The 15,022-nt window shown below is 57.3% G+C and carries 17 protein-coding genes; 7 read left to right on the top strand and 10 right to left on the bottom strand.

Annotated elements, in window-relative coordinates; all coding sequences use genetic code 11:
• Positions 1-4: 4 nt before the first annotated feature.
• From HX868_RS17495 to HX868_RS17475, 5 genes are all read right to left on the bottom strand, one after another.
• The gene (locus tag HX868_RS17495) at positions 5-931 is read right to left on the bottom strand and encodes an ADP-ribosylglycohydrolase family protein (RefSeq protein WP_177003749.1); all 927 of its coding nucleotides are present in this window, start codon (positions 929-931) and stop codon (positions 5-7) included.
• Positions 932-965: 34 nt separating this feature from the next.
• On the bottom strand, positions 966-1,973 hold the full coding sequence (locus HX868_RS17490; RefSeq protein ID WP_246355542.1) for a GlxA family transcriptional regulator: 1,008 nt from the start codon (positions 1,971-1,973) through the stop codon (positions 966-968).
• Positions 1,974-2,287: 314 nt separating this feature from the next.
• Entirely contained in the window at positions 2,288-2,896 is a 609-nt protein-coding gene (locus tag HX868_RS17485) for a LysE family translocator (protein ID WP_025999861.1), read from the bottom strand.
• A gap of 270 nt (positions 2,897-3,166) precedes the next feature.
• The gene (locus HX868_RS17480) at positions 3,167-3,328 is read right to left on the bottom strand and encodes a hypothetical protein (RefSeq protein ID WP_177003748.1); all 162 of its coding nucleotides are present in this window, start codon (positions 3,326-3,328) and stop codon (positions 3,167-3,169) included.
• A 123-nt stretch (positions 3,329-3,451) separates the two neighbouring features.
• Complete coding sequence (locus tag HX868_RS17475; protein WP_177003747.1) at positions 3,452-3,916, bottom strand: hypothetical protein; 465 nt, start codon at positions 3,914-3,916, stop codon at positions 3,452-3,454.
• 175 nt (positions 3,917-4,091) lie between these two features.
• Here HX868_RS17475 and HX868_RS17470 point away from each other — a divergent pair, with 175 nt between their 5' ends.
• Together HX868_RS17470 and HX868_RS17465 are read left to right on the top strand one after the other, a co-directional pair.
• Positions 4,092-4,616 (top strand): phospholipase D family nuclease, encoded by a 525-nt coding sequence (locus HX868_RS17470; protein WP_177003746.1) that lies wholly within the window; start codon positions 4,092-4,094, stop codon positions 4,614-4,616.
• Between the two features lie 65 nt (positions 4,617-4,681).
• Entirely contained in the window at positions 4,682-5,443 is a 762-nt protein-coding gene (locus HX868_RS17465; protein WP_177003745.1) for an SDR family oxidoreductase, read from the top strand.
• 14 nt (positions 5,444-5,457) lie between these two features.
• Here the strand turns inward: HX868_RS17465 and HX868_RS17460 are convergent, their stop codons facing one another.
• Positions 5,458-6,171, bottom strand: a complete 714-nt coding sequence (locus HX868_RS17460; protein ID WP_177003744.1) for a CerR family C-terminal domain-containing protein — start codon at positions 6,169-6,171, stop codon at positions 5,458-5,460.
• 99 nt (positions 6,172-6,270) lie between these two features.
• Between HX868_RS17460 and HX868_RS17455 the strand changes: the two genes are divergently transcribed.
• The 5 genes from HX868_RS17455 to HX868_RS17435 are packed head-to-tail and all read left to right on the top strand — an operon-like array spanning position 6,271 to position 11,184.
• Positions 6,271-7,380, top strand: a complete 1,110-nt coding sequence (locus HX868_RS17455) for an HlyD family secretion protein (RefSeq protein WP_177003743.1) — start codon at positions 6,271-6,273, stop codon at positions 7,378-7,380.
• Positions 7,373-8,941: a DHA2 family efflux MFS transporter permease subunit gene (locus HX868_RS17450; protein ID WP_177003742.1), complete on the top strand. Its 1,569-nt coding sequence runs from the start codon at positions 7,373-7,375 to the stop codon at positions 8,939-8,941. The genes HX868_RS17455 and HX868_RS17450 overlap by 8 nt, the downstream gene beginning before the upstream one ends.
• Positions 8,938-10,359: an efflux transporter outer membrane subunit gene (locus tag HX868_RS17445; protein ID WP_177003741.1), complete on the top strand. Its 1,422-nt coding sequence runs from the start codon at positions 8,938-8,940 to the stop codon at positions 10,357-10,359. The genes HX868_RS17450 and HX868_RS17445 overlap by 4 nt, the downstream gene beginning before the upstream one ends.
• Before the next feature lie 39 nt (positions 10,360-10,398).
• Entirely contained in the window at positions 10,399-10,929 is a 531-nt protein-coding gene (locus tag HX868_RS17440) for a GNAT family N-acetyltransferase (protein WP_177003740.1), read from the top strand.
• Positions 10,930-11,184 carry a hypothetical protein gene (locus HX868_RS17435; protein WP_177003739.1) on the top strand — a complete coding sequence of 85 codons (255 nt, stop codon included), beginning with the start codon at positions 10,930-10,932 and terminating at the stop codon, positions 11,182-11,184.
• A gap of 38 nt (positions 11,185-11,222) precedes the next feature.
• Here the strand turns inward: HX868_RS17435 and HX868_RS17430 are convergent, their stop codons facing one another.
• The 4 genes from HX868_RS17430 to HX868_RS17415 all read right to left on the bottom strand — a co-directional run bounded on the left by HX868_RS17430 (position 11,223) and on the right by HX868_RS17415 (position 14,327).
• Positions 11,223-11,420 (bottom strand): hypothetical protein, encoded by a 198-nt coding sequence (locus tag HX868_RS17430; protein WP_028616273.1) that lies wholly within the window; start codon positions 11,418-11,420, stop codon positions 11,223-11,225.
• A 609-nt stretch (positions 11,421-12,029) separates the two neighbouring features.
• Positions 12,030-13,397 (bottom strand): hypothetical protein, encoded by a 1,368-nt coding sequence (locus tag HX868_RS17425; RefSeq protein ID WP_177003738.1) that lies wholly within the window; start codon positions 13,395-13,397, stop codon positions 12,030-12,032.
• Positions 13,398-13,443: 46 nt separating this feature from the next.
• A complete protein-coding gene (locus HX868_RS17420) occupies positions 13,444-14,103 on the bottom strand; it encodes a hypothetical protein (RefSeq protein WP_177003737.1) in 660 nt (219 codons plus the stop codon).
• Positions 14,091-14,327 (bottom strand): hypothetical protein, encoded by a 237-nt coding sequence (locus HX868_RS17415; RefSeq protein ID WP_177003736.1) that lies wholly within the window; start codon positions 14,325-14,327, stop codon positions 14,091-14,093. Before HX868_RS17415 ends, HX868_RS17420 begins: the two co-directional genes overlap by 13 nt.
• Between the last annotated feature and the right edge of the window lie 695 nt (positions 14,328-15,022).

The following is a 15,022-nucleotide window of genomic DNA, read 5'->3' as shown; positions in this document are numbered from 1 at the left end:
TCCCTTAGCTGATAGTCACGCGGTTTTTAGTAGAGGCCTTGAACAATGCGTCGGCCATTTCTTCAATATCATCACGCATGCAAAGCTTTTCCAACCACGCCTGCGGAATACCTTGCGCGCCATAATGTGCCCCCGCCAATTGCCCAACGATAGCAGCCGTTGTATCAGCATCATCGCCCAGGTTCGCAGCCGCCAACACAGCGTCGGCGAAGCTGTCAGTCTGAAGGACACACCACAGCGCCGCTTCTAATGAGGCCACCGCGTAACCAGAACCCGTGATTTGCGCGAGCCTCTTGCTGCAATAATCCCCCTGGGCAATGGCCACGACCTTCGGCGCAGAGATACCGGCGCGTGAAACACTCAACATCTGCTCCTTTGTCGCACCACTCAAAGCATTGCTGATTGCCCGCGCCAGCACCACGCAGCACTCGATTGCCTCTTGAGCGCCATGCGTCGTACGAGAACTTTGACGGGAAAAATCGTCAACATGTTGCACGTCTGGAAAGTAAAACAACACTATCGGCGCCAGACGCATAAGCGAGCCGTTGCCCGCAGAAAAAGGATCAGTAGAGCCCGCAAATGGATCACCGTGCGTCTCAAATGCCGTGAGTGCCGAGCGCACGGTCATACCGATATCAAAACAATCGCCGGTGGAGCTCATGTAACCCCACTTCCACCAATTCAAGTACCGGCCCATCTGGTCGGCTGCGTCGAATCCACCTTTGCGCAGCAGACTTTCGGCCAAACACAGCGCCATTGAGGTGTCATCTGTCCACTGGCCCGGTTTCAGGCTGAACGGACCTCCACCCACCATATCGGTGAGCGGTGTGAATGTGTCGCGTGGCATGAATTCAACTGTCGTGCCCACTGCATCGCCGCAGGCCAGGCCCAGCAAACTACCGCGATAACGATCCAAAAGCGTCAGAGGCATAATCCTTCCTTGAGAAAATCGGTCAGTCAGTACCTTACTTGACCAACCGCTTCTCCTTCGAGGGGCGATATCCGAAATACGAGCTATAGCACTTGCTGAAATGACTCGGCGAAACAAACCCACACGCCACCAGCACCTCCACCTGTGACAGCTCAGTGTGCTGCAACAGCCGCCGCGCTTCAGTCACGCGCAGTTCCATGTAGTAACGCTGCGGCGTGGTGCCCAGTTGTTCCTTGAACAAGCGCTCCAACTGGCGCCGGGAGCGGCCGGCGTAGACAGCGAGCTGGTCCAGTTCCAGAGGCTCCTCCAGGTTCGCGTCCATCAGTTTCACCACCTCACGCAGCGGCGCACTGACGCTGACGTTTTCGGTGGGCTTGATGCGCCGATAGCGGGATTCTTCAAAGGCTAGGATGTCTTCGATACCTTCGACCAGTGCCTTGTCATGCAGGCCCTTGATCCAGTCCAGCGCCATGTGGAAGGCACCGGACGGGCTTGAGGCCGTGAGCCGGTCGCGGTCGATCACGTAGGGTTCGCTGGTGACGTGGGTGGCCTTGGACACTTCTGCCAGTGCCGGGCGATGCTCCGGGTGAATGGCGCAGCGATAGCCTTGCAACAAACCGGCACGGCCCAGGAACCAGGCGCCGTTCCACAGGCCGGCGAGGCTGATGCCCTGTTCGGCGGCGGTGCGCAGCAGTTGGATGAAGTCTTCGCTGGCCTTGAGTTCCGTGCGAAAACCACCACAGATCACCAGCAGCTCCAGGTCTTGCAGCGCCGCCACGTCCAGGCGCGCATCCGGGCGGATCACCAGGCCAAGGTCGCTGATGACCTCGCCATCATCACAACCGAACGTACGCGAGGCGAACAGGTCGGGACGCAGCAGGTTGGCGGTGACGAACGTGTCAAGGGTCTGGGTGAAGGCCGGCAGGGAGAAGTGTTCGAGCAACAGGAAGCCGACGCGAGTGACCGACGCCGGTTGCGAGGTTTCGTTGAGGTAGCGCAGGTTCTTGCCTTTCATGCCACCGCTGAATTGACGTCTTTCCATCGAGGGTTGGCCCACTCTTATTGTTGATGCAATGGGCGCCATCTTAGGGGCAAATGCGTTGGCTGTCTCAGGCACTGATCCTGAAAAAACCACAAGCGAGCAAAGCCCCCGGCTTAATAGGGCCAGGCGCATCTGATACGGTTTTTTCTTTGCTATCTGCGCCTGTATCGAAACGCCACCTGGGCGGACAATAGCGCCATCCCCACTCCCTTCCCTCTGGAGGCCTTATGACCAAGATGGCACTTTTCCTGTTCGGCTTTTTGGTGTTGACCATCGGCATCGGCCTGCTGGCGACCATCTCGCCGGTCTGACAGTCAGCCGGCAAACAGCATCGGGTACAACGACACCACCAGCAACGCCGCCATCGACCCGTTGAACACCCGCAACCAGCGCGGCTCACGCAACACATTGCGCAAGCCGCTGCCACACACGACCCACACACAGACGCTGGGCAGGTTGACCACCGCGAACACCAGCGCAATCACCAGCACATTGGTGACGTAACCTTCGGCTGGCGTGTAGGTGGTGATTGCCCCCAACGCCATGATCCAGGCCTTGGGGTTCACCCACTGGAACGCCGCCGCGCCGAGGAAGGTCATGGGCTTGCCCTGCTCATCAGGGCTGTCGGACATGCCGCCCGCCGTCGCAATCTTCCACGCCAGGTACAACAGATAGGCCGCGCCCACGTAGCGCAGCAGGGTATAGGCCCACGGAAACACCTTGAACACTTCGCCCAGCCCCAGGCCGACCGCAATTACCAACAGCATGAACCCGATACTGATCCCCAGCGCATGGGGCATCGACCGTCGGAACCCGAAGTTCACGCCCGAGGCGAGCAACATCGTGTTATTGGGCCCCGGCGTAATCGAGGACACGAAGGCGAACAGCACAAAAGCTGATAACAGGCTGGTAGACATGAACATGAAGCGGCATCCAAACGGAGAGGGTATGCCAGCGACAGTAGAGGGTAATGCGCCGCCTTGCCCCGTACAGCCACGTCACGATTGAGGCATACACTTTTTTGCCAAAGCTTTCACAAACCTTTCACAGATAGGGGCATATGGTGAATCCAGCTCCTAATGAACATCCTTTTTAGCCCGCGCTCCCCACGCGGGCTTTTCTTTGCCTGGGATTTCGCCCGACCAAAAAAAGAGGCGAGCCATTACGCATGGCTTGCCTCCCGTATCGATTGCTTAACGCGGACCGCCTCCACCGCCAGGACCAGGGCCGCCGCCCTGACCATGCCCGCCACCATGACCACCGCCACCACCCGGTGGCATGAACATCCAGCAGCCCGACAGCGTCGACAACAGCGCGACAACCACCGCCGCCTTGGTTAGATAACTCAACTTCATGACCACACTCTCTTACTTGACGAGATTGACTTCTCGTTGGGTAAGACAGCGCCAACTCCAGTGCGTCACGGCTATCGTGTAACCTGATGGTAGGGTTTGTAAGCCACGTGGTACAAGGCGCCGTCAGTTCTGTGGACGTTGCTTGGTCGAGTCCAGTTCGGCTTTTTTGGCGGTGCTGATTTCGGTGATTTGCGCCGACTTGGCGATCGCAAAATCGAAGGTATCCTGCATCTTGGCAATGGCATCGGTGGCGGTGCCTTTGAGCCCACCGTTGGCGGCCCAGTCGAAATTCCACACGCCCGAGAGGTTATCGGCGCCGGGAACGTCATGGGTTTCGATGGCGGTGAAGACATCGGGGTGACGCTCCATGTACTTGGCAGCATCGGAAACCTCGGTCGGCACTTTGCCTGAGGCATTATTGGCCAACTGGGTCAGTTCCTGCTTGGTGATGGCCGACTTGCCGGTCTGGCGCATGTAGTCGGCAATCACTTTGCTGGACTTGGCAATGTTCAACTTGTCATCGAACGCCGAAGGTGACGCTTTAGGCGTGTTTGCCCCGCTGCCGGCGGGCGTTACGGTAGTAGACATCGGCGCTGCTCCCCTGAAGGTACGAATGAAATCGTCGTGCTGACGATAGCCTGGCGCCGACGTTAGCATGGGCAATGGGCCATTAATCATGCGCTTCACAACAATTCACAAGGCACAGCGGATTTCGGTCAAGGGTCGCTCAAACATGCCCATCAATCCCCCAGGAACCGATGATATGAAACCGTTTCGATGCGCTGTATTGATTGCCCTGTTGGGGATCCCCGCCTTGTCGCTGGCAGCGCCCGATGTTCAAGTGGGTTTCTCACCGGAAGGCTCGGCCCGCCAATGGGTGCTGCAGACGATTGACGGCGCCCAGCACAGCATCCAGATGCTCGCCTATGCATTCCAGGCGCCCGACATCATGCAGGCACTGGTCAACGCCAGTAAACGCGGTGTCGTCGTGCGCGTCGTCATCGATAAAAAACGCAACCTGGGCAAAGCCAGCAAGAAAGCCATGGATTTTGTCAGCCGCAACGGCGTGGAACTGCGCACCAGCGATCACTTCCACCTGCAGCATGACAAAACGATCATCGTCGATGGCACCACCGTCGAGACCGGGTCATTCAACTACGCCGCCTCGGCTGAAACGATGAACTCCGAAAATGTGCTGATCCTTCGCGACATGCCTGAAGTTGTGCGCCAATATACGGCGCACTGGCAGTCGCGATGGGCGCTGGGCGCGCCCTACGTCGTGCAGTGACTCAGGCACTTCGGCCACAGGTTCTTCATCGGCTGACCTTTCGGCCCTCAGAAAAGGTTAAAGGCATGCATACCGTCTCTTCAGCACCCGTCATCCTGATCACCGGCGGCAGCCGCGGTGTCGGCGCGGCAACAGCGCGCCTTGCGGCAGCGCAAGGCTACGACGTTGCCATCAGCTACATCAGCAACGAGGCTGCTGCCCTTAGTGTGGTGGCCGATGTGCAAGCGCTGGGACGCCGCGCCTTGGCGATACGCGCCGACAGTGCGGACCCCGAACAGGTCGCACAGTTGTTCGCCGCCATCGACGAAGCCTTTGGCCGCATTGACGTACTGGTCAATAACGCCGCGATCATTGCGCTGCAATCGCGCTTTGAAGACCTCGATTTTGAGCGTATGCAGCGCATCTTCGCGATCAATGCCATCGGCCCGATGCTGTGCGCGCAGCAGGCGGTGAAACGCATGTCGCTGCGCCACAACGGCCAGGGCGGCAGCGTGATCAATGTGTCCTCGGGCGCCGCCCGGCTCGGCAGCCCCAACGAGTATGTGGACTACGCTGCCTCCAAGGGTGCCCTGGAGACATTCACCACCGGCCTATCCAAGGAAGTCGCGCGTGAAGGCATCCGCGTCAACTGCGTCCGCCCCGGGCATATCTACACCGAGATGCACGCCAGCGGCGGCGAACCCGGCCGTGTGGACCGGGTCAAGGAGAGCATTCCGATGGGCCGTGGCGGCGAGCCCGAAGAGGTGGCGCGCGCCATACTCTGGCTGGCCGGTTCAGAAGCATCGTTTATTACCGGGACCTTCCTGGATGTGACGGGCGGCAAGTAAGCGGCAACCGCCGATTAGCGGGAAGTCTGCTGGTCCCGGTGCCGGGCCAGCCCTTCCAAAGTGAACCGCGCCTGCATCAGCACTACGTCTCGCACCAGTTCCATTTCCTTCTGGTTCACTTCGCGCCACTTCAAGGCTTCCAGCAGCTTGGGCTTCTGTACCCGGAAGGCCAGCCCCTGGGTGAACAGCGCCATTGAATGGATCACCGTGCGTTCGTCCTCTACTGCAAAGCCCGCCAGGCGTGCGATCAACAGGCGAATCACCCGGCCGATGCGTGCCTTGAAGCGCTCCTCGAACGCCATCGTTGCACTCGCAGGGCACAGGCCCGCCTGGTGGCGGTCCATGAACGCACGCCAAGCCGTGGTTTGCGGGCTGTCCTGGATGGTAGAGACCACGGTGCCCAGAATGCCCAGCGAGGCGTCGATCAAGGCGCTGTCGTCTGAACCGGCATCCGCCAGCGCGCTCTCCGCCGCCTCTACGGACGGCGACATTTTACGCCACAACAGCGCGATCAAATGCTCGACACACGCCAGGTACACGCCTTCCTTGCCATCGAAGTAGTACTGGATCGCAGGCGCGTTGACGCCAGCAGCGGTGGCGATATCACGGGTGGAGGCACCATCGTAGCCCCGCTCGCCAAACACCTCGACGGCGGCCTCGATGATACGGGCGCGGGTTTCTTCACCGCGCTGGTAGCCACCCTCGGCCGCAGGTTTATGTCGTGCCATGTGCAACTCCGTTCGAATACCGGACCAAAATATACCAGTTGACAAAAATTCGCGAAAAAAGGAATTTATTCCACCTGTTATAAATCTGGAGTGACCTCGATGTCGGCTGCACCTCCCTCCCCTCAGGTCATGCCTGAAGAAACCGTCAACGGTCAACGCGGCAAGGCCCGTCGCATCCTGCTGACAGTGGCCGGCGTCGCCGTGCTGCTTGGCGTGTCATGGGCCGCTTGGTGGTGGATCACCGGGCGTTTTATCGAGACCACCGACGACGCCTACCTGCAAGCCGACAGCATCAGCGTTGCGCCCAAGATCAACGGCTACGTAGCCGAGGTGCTGGTGAGCGACAACCAGAACGTCAAGCGCGGCGATGTGCTGGTACGCCTGGATGCGCGCAAATACCAGGCGGTGAGTGATGAAGCGTCGGCCACCATCGCCGCGCGCAATGCCGACTTCGCCAAGGCCCAGGCCGATCTGGTGCAACAGGACTCGACCATCGCCGAAGCCCGCGCTCAATTGCAGGGCGCCGAAGCCGATGCGCGACACGCCCAGACCGAAGTGGCCCGTTACGCCCCGCTGGCCCGCTCCGGTGCAGAACCCGAGGAGCGCCTGGCCCAATTGAACAACCAACTGGCACAAGCCCGCAGCACCGTGGCAGCCAAACAGGCCGCGCTGCGCTCCAGCCAGACCCGCTACGGCACTCTGCAGGCCCAGCTCAAGCAAGCCCAGGCGCAACTGGGCGTGGCCAAGGCCAGCGAAGCACAAAGCCAGCTGGACGTGGACGACGCCGTGATCCGCAGCCCGCTCGATGGTCGCGTGGCCGACCGTGGGGTGCGCGTGGGCCAGTACGTGCAACCCGGCACCCGGTTGCTGACGGTGGTGCCGATCAGCGCGATCTACCTGACGGCCAACTACAAGGAAACCCAGATTGGCGCCATGCGCCCCGGCCAGACCGTTACCGTGCACGTGGACGCACTGCCCGGCCGCGACCTGCAAGGCCACATCGACAGTCTGGCCCCCGGCACCGGCGCGCAGTTCGCTTTGCTGCCACCGTCGAACGCCACGGGTAACTTCACCAAGATCGTACAGCGCGTGCCGGTGCGCATTGCTCTGGACGTGCCGGACGACCTGCGCGCCGCGCTGATGCCCGGCCTGTCGGCCACCGTGGAAGTCGACACCCGCACCCACGCCGCGGACGCCAACCATGGCTGAGGCGATCATGCCCGCGGTGGCTGCCGAGAAACCGCGCAACGCCTCGCTGATCGACTGGATCGCCGTCGCCGCCGGGGCATTGGGCGCGTTGCTCGCCACCCTCGACGTCTCGATCACCAACTCGGCCTTGCCGCAGATCCAGGGCCAGATCGGCGCTACCGGCACTGAAGGTACCTGGATCGCCACCGGCTACCTGATGTCGGAGATCGTCATGATCCCCCTCGCCGCCTGGCTGACACGAGTGTTCGGCCTGCGCCGGTTCCTGATCGGCACGGCGCTGATGTTCACCCTGTTTTCGATGTTCTGCGGCCTGTCCGCCAGCCTCGGCGCGATGATTGCCGGGCGCATCGGCCAGGGCTTTGCCGGCGGTGCGATGATCCCCACGGCGCAGACCATTGTGCGCACGCGCCTGCCACCGCATCAACTGGCCATCGGCACCACGCTGTTCGGCATGACCGTGATCCTCGGCCCGTTGCTCGGCCCGGTGATCGGCGGCTGGTTGACGGAAAACATCAATTGGCGCTGGTGCTTCTTTCTCAACCTGCCCATCAGTATCGCCTTGATCACCCTGCTGATCACCGGTTTGCCCAGTGAGCGCATGAACCTGCAACGTTTTATCAGCGCTGACTGGCTGGGCATCCTGGGCCTGGCGATGGGTTTGAGTTCACTCACCGTGGTGCTTGAAGAAGGCCAGCGTGAGCACTGGTTCGATTCGCTGCTGATCATATGGCTGAGCATCGCCACGGTGACCGGATTTTTCCTGATTGCCGTGGGGCAATTCCGTTCGAGTACGCCGATCCTGCGCCTGCCACTGGTGCTCAACAAGAGCTTTGGCAGTGTGCTGCTGATTGGTACGGCCGTGGGCGCGGGGCTGTATGGCACGGCGTACCTGGTGCCGCAGTTCCTCGGCATTCTGTCCGGCTACAACGCGCAACAGTCCGGCGCGATCATGTTGCTGTCGGGCATTCCCGCGTTCCTGCTGATGCCGATCCTGCCGAGGATGCTCGGTCGCTATGACTTGCGTTGGATGGTCGGCGCCGGGCTGTTGCTGTACTGGGCCAGTTGTTTCGTTGACACCCAACTGACTGCCGACAGCGTCGGGCATGACTTCATCTGGTCGCAACTGCTACGCGGCTTCGGGCAGATCCTGGTGATGATGCCCCTCAGCCAATTGTCCATGCGCTCGGTCGAGACCAAGGACGCGGGTGATGCGGCCGGGCTTTACAACATGTCCCGCAACCTCGGCGGCACCATCGGCCTCGCGTTGCTCGGCGTTTTGATGGACCGACGCAGCCACCTCCATGACGACAGGCTGCGTGAAGGCATCCTTGCCAACAGCCAACTCGCCCAGGACCACATGGCCAGCAACACCGCCAGCTACCTCGCGCAAACCGGCGATGCCTCCAGCGCCCCGTTGCAGGCGATGGCCCAGTTGGCCAACGACATCGCGCGCCAAGCCTCGGTCATGGCCTACAACGACTCCTTCTATGTACTGGGACTCGCCATGCTGGCGTGCCTGCCCCTGATCTTCCTTCTCAAAAAGCGCACGGTACAGCCATGATTGCTCGCTCCCTTCCCCTGCTACTGACCGTTGGCCTGCTGTCCGCCTGCACCGTGGGTCCGGATTACCCAGGCGCGCCGGATGCCGCGCCGAAAACCCTGGCCGCTGGGCGGTTGCCTCACGCCGACACCCAAGCACCCAGCGCGCCGACTGTGGCGCAGTGGTGGCGAACGCTGAATGACGCGCAGCTCAATGAACTGGTCGACATGGCGCTGAAAAACAGCCCCGACATCGCCACCGCCCGAGCGCGCTTGAAACAATCCCGCGCCAGCCTCAGTGGTGCCCGCGCCGACGCCATGCCCAAGGTCACCGGCGACGCTGCGATGCTGAAACTGCGCTCGCCCGACACCTCCGCACTGGGTAGCAACGGCGGTAGCGGCCGTGGCCCGCTGACGCTTTACCTCGCCGGTTTCGATGCCAGCTGGGAAGCCGACCTGTTCGGCGGCACCCGGCGTGCAGTCGAAGCGGCGCAGGCGGAAGCCGACGCGGCCCAAGCTCAACTGGCCGACGCCCAAGTACAACTGGCGGCCGAAGTGGTCCAGGCCTACACCGACCTGCGCGACCAGCAAGCACGGCTGGCCCTGGTCGAAGCCAGCGTCGACATCGAAAACCAGGCCCTTGACCTGACCCAGCAGCGCCGCAGCCGTGGCGTGGCCTCACAACTGCAACTCGAACAAGTCCTCACCCAGGCAGAAAACACCCAGGCCCAACGCCTGCCCTTGCAAGCCGCCATCGTTGAATCCCTGGACCAGCTCGAATTGCTCTGCGGCCTGGAGCCCGGCGAACTCGAAGAACGCCTCGCCACCGCCCAGGCCCTGCCCGCCATCCCCGGCGTGGTGCCGGTAGCAGACCCCGCTGCCCTCCTCAAAGCACGCCCCGACATCCGCGTGGCCGAACGCAAACTGGCCTCCAGCAACGCCCAGATCGGCGAAAAAACCGCCGACTGGTTTCCCAAGCTCAGCCTGATGGGTGACTTGTCGTTCTCCGCCAGCGATCCCGGCCACCTCGCCCGCAAGGACAACGGCAGTTGGCTGATCCTGCCGCGTCTGACCTGGAACGCGCTGGACTTCGGTCGCGTGGCCGCCAGTGTCAAAGGCGCCGAAGCGGGCCGCGACGAAGCGCTCGCGCAGTACAAAAGTGTGGTGCTGAGCGCGCTGCGTGATGCCGATGTCGCCCTGGCTCGGTACGGCCACCAGCGCCAGAACGTGGTGCTGCTGCGCAGTGTGGAATCTTCGGCCGTGCGTGCAGCAGACCTGACCCGCCAACGTTATCGTGCAGGCACGGCCAGCACGCTCGATTGGCTGGATGCGGAGCGCACGCGGTACCAGGCCCAGGAAAGTCGAATCTCGGGGGATGCGCGATTGCTCAAGGACTTTGCTTCGTTGCACAAGGCATTGGGGCTGGGCTGGACGTTGTGACACACTTCCTCGCACAGCGCCGCCAGACACGAGGGAACCATGCTCCGTATTCATCAAGCGACCCCAGCCGACCTTGACGCCTTGCGCGACGTTGGCTGCACCACCTATCGAGAACACTTTACTCACATCTGGTCGCCTGCCGGATTGCAAGCGTTCTTGGATCGGGATTTTTCCCACGAAGCGCTGCGCCAATCACTCGAAACATCCGACAACCCTCTATGGCTACTCGCGTCAGCTGACGACGCGCAAGTCGTCGGCCTCGCAAAGGTCAACTGGTCGGCGCCGGCGCCCATAACAGGCGAAGTTGGCGCAGAACTGCGCAAAATCTACTTTCTCAAATCCGCCGCCGGGCGCGGGTATGGCAAGCGAGTTATGCAGTTCATTTGCGACCAGGCTGTAGAGCGCGGTGAGCGCTTGCTGTGGCTGACGGTGCTCAAGTCCAATCCCGATGCACGACGGTTTTATGAAGCGTTTGGGTTCAAGTGGATTGGAGAAATTCCGTTCAAGACGGACCTGGCTGAAATCGGCATGGATGTGATGGGGCTTAAACTGCAGCGGAAGGATGCATAAATGGATGAGTTGATAAAAGGCCTCGACGGGCCCAGGACGGCGCAGCAGGAACTGTTCTACGACATGGAAGATGCGTCGGCGGTGATTGGGTGGTCGGTGGTGGAGCTAACGGCTATGGCAGCCAGTGGCAGGACGCCGGATGAGGCGGTGGCATTGATGAAGATTTGCGCGCTGCTGGCGGCGCAGCAGGAGAAATTGCGGGTGTATGCAGGGGAGGTCAAAGACCAGAGGATCGTCAGGTCTCAGGTCCTATAAGCCCGACGCAGCGGTCGGGCTCATTGAATTACAAATGTTCAGTTGTCGGGATGCTCGCTCGCCACTGAATCAGCGGCGTCTACATCGGACATGTCCTCTTCAAGAGGCGCGTCATCGTCCGGCGGCAACGGAACACCCTCCTCATCGCGCTTCGGATCGTGCCCTGTCTCATTGTCGGTGCCGCGGGTTACATCCTGCTGAGAAATATTCCCAGGGGCATTTTCATTGATTTCCATGCTGGCTCTCCGTTCTTACGCTCGGGATATCGGCGCTTAAACATGGGATCAGGCAGTGGTCAGCGAGTGCGATGTACTGGACGAACGGCAGAAAGCCTTGCGCAATGGCAAGGCGTTTCAGAGTCAATTCCTAACGCGCCAGACTTCCAAAACTTTTTCAAAACCAATAAAAAACCCCGTAGACGTTAATCTACGGGGTTTCTAAGAGTGGAGGCCGAGGTCGGAATCGAACCGGCGTAGGCGGATTTGCAATCCACAGATATCCTGTTTATTTTCAATGGCTTACATGAAATAAAATTCCGCACCTCTAGCATTCATGCTTCGCTGGAGCCCCCTAGAATCGGGAGGCTCTGTTTCCGTTGCGGAATGAATTTTCTGCGACGTCGCCTACGATCTAGTAGCTCCACTACTCGAACTATCAAGCCTACCTCTCAACGCGCGGGGATGGGCATCTGACCCCTTCCTGTTTTCTCTGAGGCGGCTTCCGGCCAGAAGCAGACAGTCGGTAATTGGAAAGGGATTCGAACCTGGTTTGATGACCCGTCTGCACGAGGAAAAAATAACAAAAGCAAGCCATCGCAATATTTTCTCTGCCGTAGGCCATTTCTGTCATCCCATGTATGCAAACTCATCGTTCTTTGCGAGATAAGGTGGATAAGCACTGAATCTGTCAGTTAGACCTCGCACGTCAAGAGTTTGTGTTTCATCTATCCAGAAAGATCTTTCGGATTTGCACATGCGTAATTTAATAGATATAGATATATTATTTCTCGACAGAAGACGAAGAGTTTCATTTAAAAATCTCGTGCCATAATATATTTGGACATGTTGATCCAACGTTTGAACGGCCAATCGAATTGTGAGTGATGAATTATTTCTTGCTAGCCTATTAGTCCGCACCTCCAATATCTCATAATAATTCCGCTCCAGAAAATTCTTTGAGCCGATTCTTTTGAAAAAATAATGATTATTCAAATCTGGACGCAGCCCGCTGAACATTGCTAAGCAAAACTCTGTTTTTCCGAAATAAGCTGAGCAGCAATTTATAAAAAGTAGAAATAAAGCCGCCCAGGCATAAAACGGCATTTGATAGTCCTTCTGAAAGATTAATTCTGGATGGCCGAATTCTGGAATTGCCTTAAAAACCAAAATACAGCTCAAGCCCGATAGCCCACCGAAAAGAAAAATGGAAAGATTTTCCGCCCATCGGATTCTGAAACGCGACCGATCTGTGATAATAAATGTAAAAACGGCAAACAAAACCACTACAAGAATTTCAAATCCCTCTATGGCAATCTCCTCATTTATAACTACAAGCAATAAACAATTCATTAGTACGGAAAAATGTGGATTGCCTGTTATTCCAAATAGGTAATGCAAAAATATCGCAGCGATGAATGCCCACCCATACAGTGGTGGAAAATGGAGAGCAACAAGTAAAGCGGCCTCGATGGCTACAATCGAAAATGGAAGGATCTTTTCAACGACACCCCAAGGAGTGATATTAAATCGCTCTTGCAGGATCGAGCGAAAATAAACGTTTGCGCAACTTTTTTCTTGACTTAAAAAAGCTCGGTTTATTTTGTGAAAGAAGCCAAAAAAGTAAATTAGACCTAATACACAAATGATAAATTTTCTGTTGTCTAATAACTGCATTGATTCTACATTGTTATTCATAAAGCAGACGAGCAATACAAAAGACACTATTAGCAAATGATTTGAAAGCCGCTGCCGATGATTTGCACAATAAATAATAACAAGGATTGCAAGCAATGTAATTTCACCACTTCCAGGGTTCAGCACAGTTGCTAGACTTGCGATCAGAACTGCTGTATGCAGCAAGCATTTTAATGGCCGCGCCAGTCGCAATCCAAGCGCAGGCATAAAGTCAACTAAAAAGCTATCTCGCCCTTCAAGGGCATAGTAGTAAAGCTCATGAAATATCAATGTAACGGCACATGCCTGGGCGATCTGCATCAGGAACCTTACCGACTAAAATAAAACAACTATTTTGTTGACGTTCTTACATTGCTTTCAAGGCACTACCTCTAAAGTTGAATACTTGGACGATCCTGCCGTCCTCTACCGTTTTTCCAAAACCTCCCGACTCGGCATGAAAGTGTCGACTATCGAACACTACTAATCGATTAAATTTCATTCTTGGCGCTGCCACAACATTCCAATCCTGTAATTTTGGGGAGTCGAGCTTCAGTTGCTGCATCATGTAGCCTTCCACTTGATTAAAGTGACGAACCTTGAGTTTTTTGTGCTCAAGGAGGTAGGTACCGATCTTTTCTCCGCAGTGCTCTGGTGATGTAAGATAGACTAATCCGACCCATTCGCCATCGTTATGCGAGTGAGCCCAACCTGGTTTCGGAGTATCTTTAAGCCTTACTTGAAACTCGCCGCAACCTGTGTAGCCCCAAAATTTCTGCATCCTATCCGGAGCATCCAGGTTTGGCGCAACCCCAATAACTTCGCCAATACGTTGTAAGGTAGAAGTCGCCGCTGGATGACGTAGTGTCGACACCAGGGCATCTGTCACGGTAAAAGAGGATCGACGAAATTCGCAATTTAATGCAAATGAGCGGATGCTCGCCGGATCCTCATAGAAATCATCGACGACAAACAAATTAGCTGCAGCACATTGCACTTGGCAACTCAACAAATTCAGTCTTTCCAATTTGGGCCAGCCTGAAGATCCTTTACACGCAAATTAAGCCATTCTGGCATTTTCTCTGAATTGTCATATGTCCGCTTTAGATCTTTTATTACTTCATCCTTGCTGAAATTAAAGCCGAGTCGCACTGCCTCGTTCACGAAATCGTCGAACGACATATCTGGAGCTAAATCAGCAAAATTAAGTAAGGATATAAGCCTATGGAACTCGTCAAGGGGATTGCTCATCAAGTAACTCCTCTCTAACTGGACTGCCTACAAGATTGGTTGATTTCCTATTTGATTTCACGTGCGTCCCTCATAAGCCTTAGCACCAGTTATTAGGGGGAAGCCGACACGCGCCTACTTTAGATCGGCCTATATGAGAATATATTTTTTGCACAATATGCTCCTTACGAAAAAATCGGTTTAAATGACTTCGAAGTCGTTCCTTTTTGTTTCCATTTCACTGATGGAGGCGCGTAATGCAACCAGCGTAGCTCATAAAGGGGGATGACGGGATATCTCCCGAGAAATAGATATTGCTACCGATTTCCCGTACACCATGGAATCTGCGGCCATCACGTAGATGCATTCCAACTTGAGCCGTGAAACGAACGTATAGCCACCTTCCGCTTAGGGTCGTTAGCATACGAAATCGAACGGCAGCTCTTGGCCGACTCCCTCCCGTCGTGACCGGCAGAGTTCGGCCAAGGTGGTCCCGCGAGCTATGCAAGCATGTGAAGCATGTCCATGAACATCGGACCTGAGAGATCATGTATCTCTCCGTCGTCAGCAACCAAGCAACCTACAGCGCCAGCGAATAACTCCTGGTCATGCGCTGGGATGTCCAAGCTGCAAATGATCCTGTAGCGGAACAGCCAGCCGCAGGCGACGCGACCGCACAGTTCTACCGTTTGATGATAGCCATCAACGGACAGGGG

It is taken from the genome of Pseudomonas reactans, assembly GCF_013385825.1.
Classification (GTDB): domain Bacteria; phylum Pseudomonadota; class Gammaproteobacteria; order Pseudomonadales; family Pseudomonadaceae; genus Aquipseudomonas; species Aquipseudomonas reactans.
The sequence above is the reverse complement of the archived record's forward strand: the minus strand, read 5'-3'. Positions and strand labels throughout refer to the sequence as shown.